The sequence below is a fragment of the Ochrobactrum sp. Q0168 genome (assembly GCF_016427605.1).
Taxonomy (GTDB): domain Bacteria; phylum Pseudomonadota; class Alphaproteobacteria; order Rhizobiales; family Rhizobiaceae; genus Brucella.
Window position 1 is genome coordinate 124,446 of record NZ_JAELXQ010000004.1, and the last position, 15,247, is coordinate 139,692.

Below are 15,247 nucleotides of genomic sequence, written 5' to 3' on the forward strand. Positions count from 1 at the left end.
ACACTAATTTTGATGAACAAGCTTGTGCCGCCCATCATTGACGAAGCTGATCTTCGAGCCGCCAATCGCCGGGCGTGGGCTCTGTTTGCGCTCATCTGCGCTATGTTCTTCGCGCTCGCATTCTGGCTGGTCGGCAACACGGCCCATGAGCGGGCCGTTGTGGCTCTGAGCGAACAGACGCGCATCGACGCCAATCTGAACACGGCGCTGCTGCGGGCGGTGCTTGAAAAGCAGCGTGCCTTGTCGCTTGTCCTGTCGAAAGATCAGGAGCTCGCATCGGCGCTTCAGGAGAAGACGGTTGCAAAGATAGACCCCGCAAACCGGAAACTGGAAACGCTTGCGGAGGGCACGCAGGCGGCGGTGATCTATCTGGTGGGGATGGACGGCATCGCGATTGCGGCCAGCAACTGGCGTGGACCGGTCAGCTTTGTCGGCAATGATTACAAGTTCCGGCCCTATTTTCGGGATGCCCTGACCAATGGCGGCGACGAGTATTTTGCGCTCGGCAATGTGAGCTTTCGCCCCGGCCTTTATATCTCGCGGCGTGTTGATGGCCCAAATGGGCCGCTCGGCGTCATCGTCGTCAAACTGGAATTCGACGATCTGGAACAGGACTGGCGCAATGCGGGCCGTCCCACATTCGTGACGGACGAGCGCAACATCGCACTCATAACCAGTCTGCCGTCATGGCGTTTCATGACCATCGGTCGGATCGGTCCGGAACAATCGCAATCCATCCGTGACAGCCTTCAGTTTGGCGATGTGCCGCTGCAACCCCTGCCCTTGTCCATGACCCCGGTGGGTGAGGGCGATGTGTTGCTGATGAATGCGCAACTGCCGGGCGAAGGGCGCAGCACGCAGTTTCTGGCCATTCATTCCACAGTGCCGTCTACGCCCTGGCAGATGTACAGCATGGCCCCGACGAAACCTCAGATTCCCGCAGCGGTGCGCGAGGCGCGGCTGGTTGCCTTCATCATTCTGGCAACCATTGCGACCATTGCCGGGCTGCTGCTGCGCAGGCGGCAGAAGGTGGTGGCGCGTATCGCAGCCGCAGCGCGCACACAACTGGAGCTGGAGCAGCGCGTCGAGGAACGAACCCGCGATCTCAGTCTGGCAAGAGATCGGCTCGAAGCCGAAATCAGCGACCACCACCGCACGGAAACCATGTTGCAGGGCGTGCAGCAGGATCTGGTTCACGCCAACCGCCTCGCGATCATGGGGCAGGTGGCGGCGGGTGTTGCGCACGAAATCAATCAGCCCGTCGCGACGATAAGGGCCTATGCGGACAATGCGAAGACCTTCATCGGGCGGAAGCAACTGGATGCAGCCACGGAAAATCTTGATGAAATCGCCGCACTGACCGACCGTATCGGCACCATCACGGGCGACCTCAAGGCCCTTGCCCGCAAGGGGCGTTCGCCTTCGGAACCAACACCGCTTAGTCAGGTCATATCGGGCGCGCTTGTGCTGCTGCGCAGCCGTTTTTCCGGTCGTATGGATCAGCTGGATATTGAATTGCCACCACCCGATCTGCGCGTCGTCGGGCATTCGCTTCGGCTGGAACAGGTCCTCATCAACCTGTTTCAGAATGCGCTGGAGGCGGTTGAAGTCAAAGGCAATGACGGGCGTATCGAGGTGCGCGCCCTGGAGAAAAGCGACACGGTGCTGATCACCGTATCCGATAACGGGCCGGGCATGCCGCAACATATTCGGGACAACTTGTTTTCGCCCTTCAATACGTCAAAAGAAAAGGGCCTCGGCCTTGGTCTGGTGATCGTCAAGGAAATCGTCACCGATTATGGCGGGACCATATCTGCGGAAAGCCGTGCCGAAGGTACGGTCTTCCGTGTCGAATTGAGAAAAGCATGATGGACCATTCTCACTCCGTTATCCTTGTCGATGACGACAAGGCCTTGCGCCGCGCCACGCGGCAGACGCTGGAGCTTGCCGGTTTTTCGGTCACCGATTACGGCAGTGCCGTGGATGCGCTGGCAGATGTGACAGCGGATTTTGAGGGTGTCATCGTTTCCGACGTGCGGATGCCGCAGATTGACGGCCTGCAATTCTTTGCGCGGATCAAGGCCGTCGATCCCGATCTGCCGGTAATCCTCATCACCGGCCATGGCGATATTCCGATGGCGGTTCAGGCCATTCAGGACGGCGCCTATGATTTTATAGCCAAGCCCTTTGCAGCCGACCGGCTGGTGCACAGCATTCGCCGCGCCGGAGAAAAGCGTCAGCTTGTACTCGAAAACCGGGCGCTGCGCGCGGCTGCAGCCGATGCCGAAGGTGATCTGCCGCTGATCGGTCAGACGCCCGCAATGGAAAACCTGCGCCGGACGCTGCGCGACATTGCGGATACTGATGTGGACGTGCTGGTGGCAGGCGAAACCGGCAGCGGCAAGGAGGTCGTAGCGCAACTGCTGCACAATTGGAGCCGCCGTCGCAAAGGCAATTTCGTTGCGCTGAATTGCGGCGCACTGCCGGAAACCGTGATTGAAAGCGAATTGTTTGGCCATGAGGCCGGTGCTTTTACCGGCGCGCAGAAAAAGCGGATGGGGCGCATCGAACATGCGAGCGGCGGCACGCTTTTTCTCGACGAGATTGAAAGCATGCCCGCGGCAACGCAGGTGAAATTGCTGCGCGTGCTTGAAATGCGCGAGATCACCCCACTGGGCACCAATGAAATCCGCCCGGTTAATCTGCGTGTGGTGGCAGCCGCCAAGATCGATCTTGGCGATCCGGCGCAGCGCGGCGATTTTCGCGAGGACCTCTATTACCGGCTCAATGTAGTGACGCTTTCTATACCGCCGCTGCGGGAGCGCCGCGAGGATATTCCGCTGCTCTTTGCGCATTTCCTGACGCGCGCGGCAAAGCGTTTCAATCGCGATGTGCCAGAGATCGACGCCGCCACACATCGTCATCTGATGAGCCATGTCTGGCCAGGCAATGTGCGCGAACTGTCGCATTTTGCCGACCGGGTGGCGCTTGGCGTAGCCGCCGCCAATGGCGTGGGTCGCCCTGCGTCGGACGATCACGAGCCCTTGCCGAAGCGTCTGGAACGTTATGAGGAAACGCTGATCCGCGAGACGCTCGCCGCCCACGGCGGCAATGTGCAGGAAACGATCAAGGCGCTCGGCATTCCGCGCAAGACCTTCTACGACAAGATGCAGCGGCACGGCATCACCCGCGCTGACTATCGATCCAATGACTAAAGCATTTCCAGCCAAAGTGCGAAGCGGTTTGGCGTCGGAAAATGGGAAAAAAACAGATAGAGCGGTCCCGACGATTCCGTCATTACAGGAACCGCTCTAGCACTAAAATAAAGGAGAGCGGGCTCCTCCCCAAGAACCCGCTCTCCAGATGCATCGCCCCCCGCTTCGGTGCGATGCGTGTTTTGCCAGACTAACTATTAGCTTTCTATATTTTTGTTGCAAGCAAAACATTACACAGTTTTGCGGAAATTTGCGCCCTTCTCAACCGTTGCCAAGCAGGCCATTTTCAAGAAGCTTCAAGGCATCCTGTTTTGTCAGTTCGGTCGGATTGCCGCCAGCTGTCGGGTCGACGATTGCCATCTCGGCAATCAGATCCTTGCGGGCATCGTCCATCTCCAGCCCCTTGATGAATTCCGGTAATGTGTTCGGCACGCCAAGGTCCCTGCGCAGTTTTACGATGGCAGCGACGAAGCCGTCGAAACCGCCCTTGATGCCCAGATAATCCGCAAGCCGTTCAATCCGCTTTTCGATAGCGGCGCGGTTGTGGTGCAGCACATAGGGCATGAAGACGGCATTCGTCATGCCGTGATGGGTGTCGTAGAGCGCGCCAATCGGATGCGACAGTGAATGGATCGCGCCGAGACCTTTCTGGAAGGCGGTTGCGCCCATCGCGGCTGCGGCCATCATATTGGCGCGGGCCTCGATATTGTTGCCGTCGGCATAGGCCCTGGGCAGATTTTCGAACACGAGACGGATGCCTTCAACCGCGATGCCATCTGCCATCGGGTGAAAACCCGGTGCGCAATAGGCTTCGAGGCAATGGGCCAGCGCATCCATGCCGGTGCCAGCCGTTATGAAAGGCGGCATGCCGGTGGAAAGTTCAGGATCGGCGATGACTGTAACGGGGAGCATTTTCGGGTGGAAAATGACTTTCTTCGTGTGGGTGGCTTCGTTGGTCAACACGCCTGCGCGGCCCACTTCCGAGCCAGTGCCGGCGGTGGTTGGAACAGCGATCACCGGAGCGATGGCGTTGCTGTCGGCGCGGGTCCACCAGTCGCCAATATCCTCGAAATCCCAGACCGAGCGGGTCTGGCCCGCCTGAAAGGCGATCAGCTTGCCAAGGTCGAGCGCCGAACCGCCGCCAAAGGCGATGACGCCATCATGCTTGCCGTCCTGGTAAACCTTGACGCCCGCATAGAGATTGCTTTCGACCGGGTTGGGCTTCACATCGGAAAACACCCCATACTGAACGCCTGCCGCATCGAGAACGGCCAGCGTGGACGCGACCACGGGAAGTTTCGCCAGACCCGGATCGGTGACGAAAAGCGGGCGCGCAATGCCTGCCGCCTTCAAAACGGCCGGCAGTTCCTTGATGCGCCCCGGTCCGAAGAGAACGGTGGTCGGGAAGTTCCATTTCGCGGTCAGTGTCGTCATATCAATTGCTTTCAAAGTGGGGCAGAACAGGGATCAGTTCAGATTTTTTCACGCAGGTGGAAGGATTTTGGTCGGGTCAGATTGCCGTAGCCAATCGGCGAAAGGGAAGCGCCCTTGCCGGTATCCTTGACACCCGTCCAGACAAGGCCCGGATCGAGATAGTCGCAACGGTTCATGAAAACCGTACCGGTTTCAATGCGATCACCCAAAGCCGCGGCGCGGTCCGTATCTGTGGTCCACAGCGAAGCGGTGAGGCCGTAAATGCTGTCATTCATCAGGGCGAGCGCTTCCTGATCGTTGCGCACCTTCATGATGCCGACGATAGGGCCGAAACTTTCCTCCCGCATGACGCTCATCTGGTGATCGACATGGGTGAGCACTTCCGGCGCGATATAGGGCGAGCCCGCGCTGTCATTTTCGACCTTCATGTTCACATGCGCCTTGGCGCCCTTGCGCAGCGCTTCCGCCTTTTGCTCACGGATCAGATCGGCAAAACGCGCCTGCGCCATCGGCCCAAGCGTCGTGCCCGCATCCAGCGGATTGCCGACGACATATTGCCGGGTGAGGTCAATGAAGCCATCGACGAAACGATCATAGACATCTTCATGCACATAGATGCGTTCGATACCACAGCAGCATTGCCCGGAATTGAAGAAGGCGCCATCGACCAAATTGGCCACGGCGTGGTCGAGATTGACGTCGGGCAAGACATAGGCCGGGTCCTTGCCGCCAAGCTCCAGCCCCATGGTCATGAATGTGCCTGCGGCAGCCTTTTCAATGGCCCGTCCGCCGCCGACCGATCCGGTGAAATTCACATGATCGACCGCGCCCGATGCCAGTAGCTTTTCGGTGGAGGCATGATCCAGAACGACATTCTGGAAAACGCCCTTGGGAAGCCCGGCCTTCTCAAAAGCCTGCGCAAAGCGCTCGCCAGCCAGAAGCGTCTGCGTCGCGTGTTTGAGGATAACGCTGTTGCCCGCCATCAGGGCCGGAATGATGGTATTGACGGCGGTGAGATAGGGATAATTCCACGGCGCAATCACCAGCACCACGCCAAGCGGCACGTGCTTGACATAACGGCGGAAACCGTCTTTTGGCGCGGGAAGATAAGGTTCCAGCGCTTCCCCGGCAATGTCGATCATGTACTGACCGCGTTCCTGCACGCCGCCATTTTCGCCGCCATAGCGCGTCGGTCGCCCCATCTGCCAGGCAATCTCCGGCACGATTTCGTCCTGCAGCGCGGCCAGCGCTGCAAGCGCGGCACGGCAATAGCGCGCCCTCTCCGTTATGCTGAGTTCAGCCCAGGTGGTTTGCGCCGCGCGCGCGGCAGCAACGGTGGACTGGATGGCGGTTTCGCTCAAAAATGGGCGCTCGGCATAAACCGACCCGTCGATAGGCGAGATGATCTTTGCGGTGCCGCTCATCGGGCATGTCCTTCATATGTCATTCTATATCCGGGGCTGATCAATAGCGTTCGAAGCCGCGATGCAGTTCCCAATCGGTCACGCGGCGATCATATTCGATCTGCTCCCAATGAGCAGTGTGAACATAATGGCTGACCACATCCTCACCCAGCGCCTCTTTCAGGAAAGACGAGTTCTTGAGAGCAAGGGCTGCTTCGCGCAGCGTATAGGGAATTTCCTTGAGTTTCACCGCGCCATAGGCATCGCCCACGAAAGGCTCTTCCAGTTCCAGCTTTTCATCCACGCCCTGAAGCCCGGCGGCGATCAGCGCGGCGAAAGCGAGATAAGGATTGAGGTCTGCCCCGCCGATACGGCATTCAATGCGGATCGCCTTGGTGCCTTCACCGCAGAGACGGAAGCCCGCCGTGCGGTTATCCTCACTCCACGTGATCTTGGTCGGCGCAAAGGTGCCCGCCTGAAAGCGCTTGTAGGAATTGATGTAAGGCGCGAGGAAATAGGTGTAGTCGGTCGCGTATTTCAGCTGTCCAGCCACCCATGACCGCATCAGCGGCGTCATCGTATGCGGCGCCTTCGGGTCGAAGAAGAGCGGCTCCTTGCCGTCAGCGCTCCAGACCGAATTGTGCACATGGCTGGAACTGCCCGCTTTGTTGTAATCATATTTTGCCATGAAGGTGATGCACTTGCCGTGCTGCTCGGCAATGTCCTTCATCGCGGTCTTCATGATCACATGCCGGTCGGCCATTTCCAGCGCTTCGGCATAACGCACATTCAGCTCCTCCTGGCCCGGACCCCATTCGCCCTTCGAATTCTCGACAGGAATGCCTGCCGCAGCCAGTTGATTGCGCATGGCGCGCAGAACCGGCTCTTCTCTGGTGGTAAGGTGGATCACATAGTCCTGAATATAGGGCGAGGCCGTTTCCATGGCCTGCCAATGCTTGTTGCGGGCCGTCTTGTAGGTCTCGTCAAAAATATAGAATTCCAGCTCGGATGCGAAATAGGCGCGATAGCCGCGCTCATGCAGGCGGGCGAGCTGCTTCTTCAAAATAGCGCGCGGCGAATGCGCCAGGTCGTGATGGTGGTGATCCTGCACGTCGCAAAGGATGATGGCGGTCTTTTCCAGCCATGGCGCAAGCCGGATGGTGGAAAGATCGGGCTTCATGACGAAATCGCCATATCCCTTGTCCCAGCTTGCGGCCTCGTAACCCGGCACCGGCTCCATGTCGATATCGTCGGCAAGGAGATAGTTGCAGCCGTGGGTTTCGTCATAGGCGGATTCCACGAAGAACGGCGCATAGAAGCGCTTGCCGATCAGGCGCCCCTGCATATCCACGATGCAGGCGAGAACCGTATCGATATCTCCGGCGGAAACGGCTTTCTTGAGTTCTTCAAACGATAGGGATCCAGCCATTCTTGTGCTCTCCAAAAATTATCCGATGGGAAGCTCTGGCCGGGTGAACCGGCCAGAGTTGCTGGTTAGTGGGCAGTCTCGCCCACGGCCCGTTCCGCGGCTGCGATTTCAGCAGCGCGCTTGGCGATCCGGTCGCCGACCGGCGGCCCCTGGAAGCGCTTGTTCTCGACGGTCAGCCAGAGAACACCGGCAAGCAGGACGAAGCCGACAACGATCCACAGCACCTTGTCATTTGGCGGCTGCACGGCGATGTAGAAGATCACCGCCATGCCGACGACCGACAGGAACGTCACCAGCTTGTAGAGACCGCCCGACATCGCCCATGGTCCCGGGTTCGGCCATTTCGGCGTGCCATAGGCGAAGATCGCCAGCACGAGCGGAATGGTGAAGGACAGGAACAGGAAGACGAGCGTCGAGTTGACGACGATGGTGTAGAGATTGGTGCCGCCGATGGAGACGAACTGCGCCGCGAAAACATAGATGATTTCGAGAAAGGCAGCAGTCCAGATCGCGGCAACAGGCGTGCGGTATTTTGGCGAAACACTAGCCAGCGTCCTGGAGCCGATCGGCATGCCGTCATCGCGAGAGAAGGCAAACAACATGCGCGATGCGGAGGTTACCGTCGCCAGACCGCAGAGTAGCTGCGTGATGACGATGGCGAAATAGATCACATTCTTCAACGGTCCGGGCAGAATGGCGTCCATGGTGCCGAAGAACATGCCCCAGCCTTGCGCAGCTGCTGCATTCATGTCCGGGATGGCCAGCGTGATGGCGCAGATCATGATCCAGCCGACCAACGAAGACCAGAACACTGCCGATACGATACCGCGCGGAACCGTATGGGCTGCCTTGATGGTTTCCTCGGACGTATGCGCCGAGGCGTCATAACCGGTGATCGTATAGACCGGCAGCAACAGGCAGAGCAGGAATAGGTAGCCCATATTGTCGCTCTGCGGGAAGACTTCGCCGCCCGCTGCGCCGGAATAGTTGGTGAAGGTCCACAACCGCGAGAAATCCAGCGCGGGCGCATAGACCAGACAGCCGACCACCAGAACGGCGGTGGTGAGGAAGATGATATAGCCCGAAATGTCGGTCAGGAATGTCGTGACCTTGATGCCGAGATGGTTGAACAGGGCCTGACCGATGGTGATAATCGTGACGAAGAGCACAATATGCCCGGCGGAGGTATCCATCCCGATCAGGTGGCCGAATGTCCCCTGAAAGAAGAAAGCCGTGCCAATATTGATCGCGCCGAGAACCGTGATCAGCCCGAGCAGGTTGAGCCATGCGGTCAGCCAGCCGGTGAATCGGTTGCCGAGAATGGATGCCCAGTGATAGAGGCCGCCGGCGGTCGGGAAGGCCGAAGCGATCTGCGCCATCGACAGGGCGAACATGCCGGAAATCAGACAGCCGACAATCCAGCCGATACCTGCGCCGGCGCCGCCGACCGAGGAAATGGCCTGGGCGAAGGAGTTGATGCCGCCAGACAGGATGCAGATGATGGAAAATGAAATTGCGAAGTTCGAAAATCGGCTCATGGAACGTTGCAGCTCCTGAGCGTAACCCATGCCATGCAGGACTTTGATGTCCTCGCTTTTGTCTTTATCGGAGTAATCTGAGCTCATGGTTGTTCCCCTTTGATTTCTGCTCTCTACTCACTCATGCGGATGGTACTTTCAGTCTTCTTCTTTTGTCATAAAACCTGATCAGGCTTTCAGGTTGCGGAAGATCTCCGCAAGCCGCGAAGCCCATGCGGTCTGCGCCTTTGCGTCGGCGATTTCGTTGTTGCGGATTTCAATCATGACGCAGGGCGCATTGCGCGGGCGCGCATGGCGTTCCAGCGTGTAGTAAACGCGGTCGGAGGGCGCATAAGGCTCATTGACCCCGACATTGAGCGCGGAATCCTGCTTGAGTGCTTCAATCAGCGGTGCGGCCACACGGTCATCTGCGTCGTGAATAATGCCGATCTGCCAGGGCCGCGCCACATCGCGATAGACCGGCGTAAACGAATGGATCGTGACGATCCACGACGGCAGGCCGCGTGCCGCGCGCGCCGCGATCAACTGTTCGATGCGCGCATGAAACGGGCGATGCGACATGTCGATTCGCGCCGTGCGTTCGAGCGAGTTCAGCTCGTGATTGCCCGGAATGACGGTCATCTCGCTGACTTCCGGAATGAGGTCCGGTGCGTCGAGCGGACGGTTGCAATCAATCAAAAGGCGTGACAGGCGCGACTCAACCAACGGCGCGTCAAGCGCGGCGCTCAGATGCCGTGCAACCTCAACCGCACCGGGGTCCCAGGCGATATGGGCGCGCAGGGCATCCTCGCCCAGACCCAAACCGTCGAAACGTTCCGGCACATAATTGGAAGCGTGCTCGCAAACGAAAAGCCAGGGGCTTGCCCCTGTTTCGTTGACGACAAAAACCGGCTCATGCGAAGCTGGGCGTCTCTCTCGCTCGTCCGCCATTGGTTTGTTCCCCGCGCTGTAACTTATGTTACGTTTTTTAAAATTCTGCGCTATTGCGGATTATTTGATACGCCGTATGATAATTTGTCAAATATAATTTGGCTCGCAATGCACAAGTGTTGTCGGGCCAAAACTGGAATGGAAAACGTCTTGTCGGAAAGCGCCAGCGTCGCCGAACGCATCAATGAACGGATTGATACGATGCCCGCCGGGGAACGTGCCGCAGCGCAGACCTTGATCGCCAATTATCCCATGCTGGGTTTGAAGACGGTGGCGGAATTTTCCGCGCAGGCTGGCGTCAGTTCGCCGACGATCCTGCGTTTCGTGAACCGGCTCGGTTTCCAGAACTATCCCGAGTTTCAGGCGCATCTGCAAAACGAGCTTGCCGCGCAATTGCAGTCGCCGCACCATCGCAATGAAAACTCGGACAAGAGCCCGGACGCGGCCTATCCCGCGGTGGAGCACACGCAGGAAAATATCCGCGAGACGTTCCGTCACCTTGGCGCGAAACAGTTGCGGCAGGCGGTGGCGGCACTTTCGAATGCCAGGGGCAATATTTATCTGATCGGCGGCCGCTTCACTGACCCGATAGCGCAATATATGACGGCACATATGACCATCATCCGCCCGCATGTGTTTCATCTCGGCGGTCAGGAAAGTATCTGGCGCGACCGGTTGCTCGATATGGGCAAGCGCGACGTGCTCGTTGTCTTCGACATTCGCCGCTATCAGGAAAGTCTCTTGAAGCTTGCGGAAAAGGCGCGGGCGCGGGGTGTGGAGGTTATTCTCGTGACCGATCAGTGGCTATCACCGATTGCCCGCGTTGCGCGCCACGTTCTGGCGGGCCGCACGGCGGTGCCTTCCGCCTGGGATTCGTCGGCGGCCCTGTTCGTGCTGGCTGAAACGCTCATTCGTGAAATGACGCGGATGCTGGAAAAGGACAGCGCGGCACGCATCGCGGAACTGGAAGGACTGCGATAGCTACTCCAGCCCGCAGGCGCGCAGAAACAGCGTCGAGACTTCTTTTTCAATGCGCTCGAAATCCAGCGGGTCGTCCTGGCCCACTTCCATCATGCTGCGCACCTGCGTTTCAAAATCGGCATAATGCTGCGTCACCGCCCAGATATGCATCTGGAACAGCAGCGGATCGACCGGCTTGATACGCCCGTCATCCACCCATGACTGGATCAGCTTGACCGCGCTATGGGTGGCGGCGACATGCTTGTTCCAGTGGCGACTGAGATAAGGCGCGCCATTGGCGATTTCGGTGGTGAAAAGCCGTGATGCCTTGGGGTTCTTCTGGCTATAGGCGAGCTTGGCCCGGATATATTGGCGGATCACCTTGGCCGGATCGTCTTCAGCGCTGGCATCGAGGAAAATATCTTCCCACTGGTCGAGAATGAAGACGATGATGTCTTCGTAGAGCTCTTCCTTGCTGGAAATATAATAATGCAGCTGCGGCTTGGTCAGACCGGCGCGATGCGCAATGCCCTGCGTGGACGCGCCGACCAGACCCTTTTCCGCGAATTCGTCAATCGCGGCGGTGCGGATAGCGCCGAGAATGCGCCGCCGGCGGTCGAGAACCTTGTCTCGTCCGGTCGGCTCGATGTCGTCATTCTCGTCGTCGATAGCCATGTCTCTAACCGTGGTCGGGAGGGAAAGCCGCCGGGCATTCAAACAGGCAGGCGGCTTTCCGTTTTCGTTGGGGCTTACTGGCCGAGCTTCTTCTTGATGTCGAGACCAGCGCTCTTGTTGACGAAGGCGTCGGTTGCAACCTTGCTCATGTCGAGTTCTCCGCCGCTGACGATGCCGGACTTGCGCGCCAGCTCGTAGAACGCCTTGACGCGGCTCATGTCGATGGCGCCAATGCCTTTGGTGAGAGCGTCGCCGCTGTCGATGAGCTGCAATTCCTTGAGATTGGCCAATTCGGCGTCGAGCGTTTCCTTGCTCATATCCGCATTGTCCTTGAGGATCATCTCATAGGCCTTGCTGTGGTCGCCATACATGAAGTTGACCCAGCCTTCGATCGAAGCCGTCACGAAACGCTGCACGAGGTCGGGGTTCTTCTCGACCAGTTCCTGACGCGTTTCGATGGTGTTCGCATAGGTGTTGTAGCCCTGATCGGCGAGCAGGAACGTCTTGACCTTTGCGCCTTCCTTGGCCGCATAAAGCGGTTCGGCAGTCGCATAGGCCTGCTGCACGGTCTTCTTGTCGCCGAGGAACTGGGCGAGGCTATAGCCATAAGGGCGCAGCTGTTCGTCCTTGAAACCGAATTCCTTCACCAGCCAGGGCCAGAACGAGAACTGGCCGTCCTTGGAAATCAGGATGGTCGGTGCGTTCACCAGATCCTTGAAATCCTTGTATTCGCCGTCATGCGCCATCAGCGCCTGCGGGTCCTTCTGGTAGAAGGCAGCCACAACCGTGGTCGGAACGCCATTGGCGACATTGTTGAAGGACAGAAGCAGATTGCCGGTGAGCAGGAAGTCGAGGCGGCCTGCGGCCAGCATCGGGCGGTTATTGACCTGCGGTCCGCCCATCTCGATCTTCACGTCGAGGCCGTATTTTTCATAGGTGCCGTCGGCGAGCGCCTGATAGAAACCGCCGTGACCGGCCTGTGCCAGCCAGTTGGTGCCAAGCGTCACCTTGTCGAGCGCAAAGGCCATCTGTGCGGAAAGGCCAAGCGAGAAAGCGGCGACTGCCGCAAAGAGTGCTTTTTTCATTGGTGTTGTTCCCCTGTTATCAGTTCGAAAGTGCCATATCGGCGGTCCAGCCGCGCGTTTTACCAGGATTGAGCAGACCATAAGGGTCGGCCAGTTTCTTGAATTCGATCTGCACGCTGTCGATTTCCTTCATGCCGCCATCCTCGATGGTATAGGCATGGGGATCGTAAATGTCGCAACCGTCGACCTGTTCCAGCTCGCCGATGAGCTTATACATCGCGTCGCGGGTTTCGAAGCGCACCAGCGGCAGGCCGAAAATCTGCACTTCGCCTTCAAGGCGCGCCATTTCATGGTGCATATATTGCGTGTCGCCATAGCGCTCGATCTGGCGATTGACCAATGCCGGGTCGAAGGGGCGCGGATAGGCAACCTGAAGATAGGTCCAGCCCGGTTCCGCCTTCAGGGCCTGAAGCGTGGTGTGGTTCCAGCCGCATTCATAGGCAGGCTGAAGACCAGCCTTGTGCAATTCGTCCAGCGTCATGGAGAATGACACCTCGCCGTTGAACGCGGTCGCAAGCTCTGCGAAGCGCTCGCGCTCCTCCGGCGCGATCATGGCGAAAACAGCATCCTTGCCGGATGGGAACAGATCGCCGAACTTGGTGTAGAAGCGGGCGAAGCGGCGATCGACGGTGGTCAGAAGATAGCAATCCAGATTTTCTTCCAGCGCCTTGAGGCAGAAGTTCAGCGTCGCTTCATAGCTGTCGAAAAGTGCTGCGGTGTGGATCCAGTCGGTCGCCTTGGTCAGCCCGATTTCCAGTTCCAGAATGATGCCATTGGTGCCATAAGCATGCTGGACCTTGTGGATGTCGCGGCCCGTCAGCTCGATAATTTTCGGTTCCGGCTCGACGGTCAGAACCTTGACCGAATAGACATTGCCATCATCACGCAACATGCCGTGGCGCAGCGAGCCGATGCCGCCCGAACCGCCGGAGAAGAAGCCGCCAATGGTGGCAATGCGGCGGGTGGACGGATACATCAGCAGTTCCTGTCCGGTTTCGCGCACGGCATCATCAAGACGCGAAATGCGTGCACCGCCTTCAACGCGCACCTTGCCCGGCTCGATGGCGATGATGCGGTCGATCTTGGTCATGTCGAGAATGACGCCGCCTTCAAGGGGCACGCACTGGCCGTAATTGCCGGTGCCGCCGCCACGAACCGTGATCGGAATGCGCAGTTTCGCAGCTGCTGCCGCCACGCGGCGCACTTCGTCCTGATCCTTCGGAATGACGACCAGATCGCCGACATAATGGCCGATATCTTCGGTCAGGATCGGGCTGTACCAGAAATAATCGCGGGAGCGCAGCTCGACCTGCTTGGGGTCGTCATAGATGCGGATGCCGTCGATTTCGGCGCGGAATGCGGCCCAGTCATAGATGCGCTGCGGGGCGACAGAATTCATGGGTTTCTCCCGTAAACATGGTCCGAGACAATGCCGTCGCGCCAGACACGGCGGAGGGCTTGCGGACGGCTAATGAGATCATTGAGGTCTTCGGCGTCGTGCCAGATGAAATTGGCGGCACCGCCTGGGGACAGCGCCTGCACGCGCTCGCTTCTGATCAGGCGCGCGGGCAGGGTGGTGATGCTGTCAAGCCAAGCGTCCGGCTCCAGATGACAGACAGGGGCCGCAAGGCGCAAAATCGCGAGCGGATCATAGTCACCATAGGGGTAGAAGGCATCGCGCACATTGTCGGAGCCGAGCATGGTTTCCACACCGGCCAGACGTGCTTCTTTCAGCGGAGCCCCGCCGCGAAGGCGCGGCGATTTTCCGCCGATCCGGTCTTGCAGATAGAGATTGGTGGTGGGCAGCGAGACAAGCGCGACACCCGCTTGCGCGGCGGCATCGAGAATGCGCGTGAGTTCTTCCGCTGTTCGCAGCGAAAGCGAGCAAGCATGGCCACACAGCACGCGGCCCGCCATGTGATGGCGATGGGCAGCATCGACGATCAGCGAAAAACCGTCGGCTTCAACATCCAGCCCTTCATCGACGTGAAAATCGAGATCGAGATCGTTTTCGACGGCGAGACAGAACATTGCCTCAATCTTGGCTGCAAGATCGGCATTGCGATAGAAGAACGCCCCGAGCACGCCGCCATCGGCTTTGACCCGGGCCGCGATATCACGACCGGCTTCCAGCACCAGATCGCCATGGACGAGGGCCGCGAGTTGAAGGTCGATGCGGTCTTTCCATTCCTGACGCAGTTCGTTGAGAACAGGCCAAGCAGTCGGAACTTCCGGGCTCGTCCAATCCACATGGCTGCGAATAGCGCCGACGCCCTGCGCAAAAGCCGCCTCGAGGCCGCGTGTGGCGCGGGCGCGAATGTCTTCGGCGTGCCAGTTCTGGCGGTCGGTGTTCATCAGGTCGATGGCGTCGAACAGGCATTCGACTTTCGTGTCGCCATTTTGCGCAATGCGCTGGATCGTGAAGGTCTTGTCGAGATGCACATGCACATCGGCCAAAAGCGGCGTGATGAAACCGCCGTCGGTCGCCTGCGACGGCGTGATTGCGGCAATGCGGCCATGCTCGACATGCAGGTCATATCGGCCCGGACGGCCCGCGATGGCAACGCCTTTCAACATG

12 protein-coding genes are annotated in these 15,247 nt (G+C 58.9%); 3 read left to right on the plus strand and 9 right to left on the minus strand.

Translation table 11 applies throughout. The annotated features are described in order from the left end of the window. Window positions 1-12: 12 nt before the first annotated feature. Both JAU75_RS10305 and JAU75_RS10310 read left to right on the plus strand, forming a co-directional pair. Complete coding sequence (locus JAU75_RS10305; protein WP_199056435.1) at window positions 13-1,869, plus strand: ATP-binding protein; 1,857 nt, start codon at window positions 13-15, stop codon at window positions 1,867-1,869. Beyond that, window positions 1,869-3,215 (plus strand): sigma-54 dependent transcriptional regulator, encoded by a 1,347-nt coding sequence (locus tag JAU75_RS10310; RefSeq protein WP_199056580.1) that lies wholly within the window; start codon window positions 1,869-1,871, stop codon window positions 3,213-3,215. The genes JAU75_RS10305 and JAU75_RS10310 overlap by 1 nt, the downstream gene beginning before the upstream one ends. Before the next feature lie 261 nt (window positions 3,216-3,476). Here the strand turns inward: JAU75_RS10310 and JAU75_RS10315 are convergent, their stop codons facing one another. The 5 genes from JAU75_RS10315 to JAU75_RS10335 form a co-directional block, all read right to left on the minus strand. Next, complete coding sequence (locus JAU75_RS10315) at window positions 3,477-4,649, minus strand: iron-containing alcohol dehydrogenase (RefSeq protein WP_199056436.1); 1,173 nt, start codon at window positions 4,647-4,649, stop codon at window positions 3,477-3,479. Window positions 4,650-4,687: 38 nt separating this feature from the next. Beyond that, window positions 4,688-6,073: an aldehyde dehydrogenase family protein gene (locus tag JAU75_RS10320; protein ID WP_199056437.1), complete on the minus strand. Its 1,386-nt coding sequence runs from the start codon at window positions 6,071-6,073 to the stop codon at window positions 4,688-4,690. A 40-nt stretch (window positions 6,074-6,113) separates the two neighbouring features. Continuing rightward, a complete protein-coding gene (locus JAU75_RS10325; RefSeq protein WP_199056438.1) occupies window positions 6,114-7,481 on the minus strand; it encodes a glutamine synthetase family protein in 1,368 nt (455 codons plus the stop codon). A 65-nt stretch (window positions 7,482-7,546) separates the two neighbouring features. Continuing rightward, window positions 7,547-9,106, minus strand: a complete 1,560-nt coding sequence (locus tag JAU75_RS10330; RefSeq protein ID WP_199056439.1) for an amino acid permease — start codon at window positions 9,104-9,106, stop codon at window positions 7,547-7,549. An 81-nt stretch (window positions 9,107-9,187) separates the two neighbouring features. Next, complete coding sequence (locus tag JAU75_RS10335; protein ID WP_199056440.1) at window positions 9,188-9,949, minus strand: N-formylglutamate amidohydrolase; 762 nt, start codon at window positions 9,947-9,949, stop codon at window positions 9,188-9,190. A 138-nt stretch (window positions 9,950-10,087) separates the two neighbouring features. Between JAU75_RS10335 and JAU75_RS10340 the strand changes: the two genes are divergently transcribed. Beyond that, window positions 10,088-10,930, plus strand: coding sequence for a MurR/RpiR family transcriptional regulator (locus JAU75_RS10340; protein ID WP_199056441.1), 843 nt, complete (start codon window positions 10,088-10,090; stop codon window positions 10,928-10,930). Here the strand turns inward: JAU75_RS10340 and JAU75_RS10345 are convergent, their stop codons facing one another. The 4 genes from JAU75_RS10345 to JAU75_RS10360 all read right to left on the minus strand — a co-directional run bounded on the left by JAU75_RS10345 (window position 10,931) and on the right by JAU75_RS10360 (window position 15,246). After that, the gene (locus JAU75_RS10345) at window positions 10,931-11,584 is read right to left on the minus strand and encodes a TetR family transcriptional regulator C-terminal domain-containing protein (protein ID WP_199056442.1); all 654 of its coding nucleotides are present in this window, start codon (window positions 11,582-11,584) and stop codon (window positions 10,931-10,933) included. A 74-nt stretch (window positions 11,585-11,658) separates the two neighbouring features. Then, window positions 11,659-12,669 (minus strand): ABC transporter substrate-binding protein, encoded by a 1,011-nt coding sequence (locus tag JAU75_RS10350; RefSeq protein ID WP_199056443.1) that lies wholly within the window; start codon window positions 12,667-12,669, stop codon window positions 11,659-11,661. Between the two features lie 19 nt (window positions 12,670-12,688). After that, window positions 12,689-14,068 (minus strand): FAD-binding oxidoreductase, encoded by a 1,380-nt coding sequence (locus JAU75_RS10355; protein ID WP_199056444.1) that lies wholly within the window; start codon window positions 14,066-14,068, stop codon window positions 12,689-12,691. Continuing rightward, window positions 14,065-15,246 carry an amidohydrolase family protein gene (locus JAU75_RS10360; protein ID WP_199056445.1) on the minus strand — a complete coding sequence of 394 codons (1,182 nt, stop codon included), beginning with the start codon at window positions 15,244-15,246 and terminating at the stop codon, window positions 14,065-14,067. Before JAU75_RS10360 ends, JAU75_RS10355 begins: the two co-directional genes overlap by 4 nt. Window position 15,247: the final 1 nt, after the last annotated feature.

Bases quoted from the DNA above. Each gene is read 5' to 3' on its own strand.
- JAU75_RS10355 (WP_199056444.1), bottom strand. From the start codon at position 14,068: ATGAATTCTGTCGCCCCGCAGCGCATCTATGACTGGGCCGCATTCCGC.
- JAU75_RS10310 (WP_199056580.1), top strand. From the start codon at position 1,869: ATGGACCATTCTCACTCCGTTATCCTTGTCGATGACGACAAGGCCTTG.
- JAU75_RS10325 (WP_199056438.1), bottom strand. From the start codon at position 7,481: ATGGCTGGATCCCTATCGTTTGAAGAACTCAAGAAAGCCGTTTCCGCC.
- JAU75_RS10340 (WP_199056441.1), top strand. From the start codon at position 10,088: ATGGAAAACGTCTTGTCGGAAAGCGCCAGCGTCGCCGAACGCATCAAT.
- JAU75_RS10330 (WP_199056439.1), bottom strand. From the start codon at position 9,106: ATGAGCTCAGATTACTCCGATAAAGACAAAAGCGAGGACATCAAAGTC.
- JAU75_RS10350 (WP_199056443.1), bottom strand. From the start codon at position 12,669: ATGAAAAAAGCACTCTTTGCGGCAGTCGCCGCTTTCTCGCTTGGCCTT.
- JAU75_RS10320 (WP_199056437.1), bottom strand. From the start codon at position 6,073: ATGAGCGGCACCGCAAAGATCATCTCGCCTATCGACGGGTCGGTTTAT.
- JAU75_RS10305 (WP_199056435.1), top strand. From the start codon at position 13: ATGAACAAGCTTGTGCCGCCCATCATTGACGAAGCTGATCTTCGAGCC.
- JAU75_RS10345 (WP_199056442.1), bottom strand. From the start codon at position 11,584: ATGGCTATCGACGACGAGAATGACGACATCGAGCCGACCGGACGAGAC.
- JAU75_RS10360 (WP_199056445.1), bottom strand. From the start codon at position 15,246: ATGTTGAAAGGCGTTGCCATCGCGGGCCGTCCGGGCCGATATGACCTG.
- JAU75_RS10315 (WP_199056436.1), bottom strand. From the start codon at position 4,649: ATGACGACACTGACCGCGAAATGGAACTTCCCGACCACCGTTCTCTTC.
- JAU75_RS10335 (WP_199056440.1), bottom strand. From the start codon at position 9,949: ATGGCGGACGAGCGAGAGAGACGCCCAGCTTCGCATGAGCCGGTTTTT.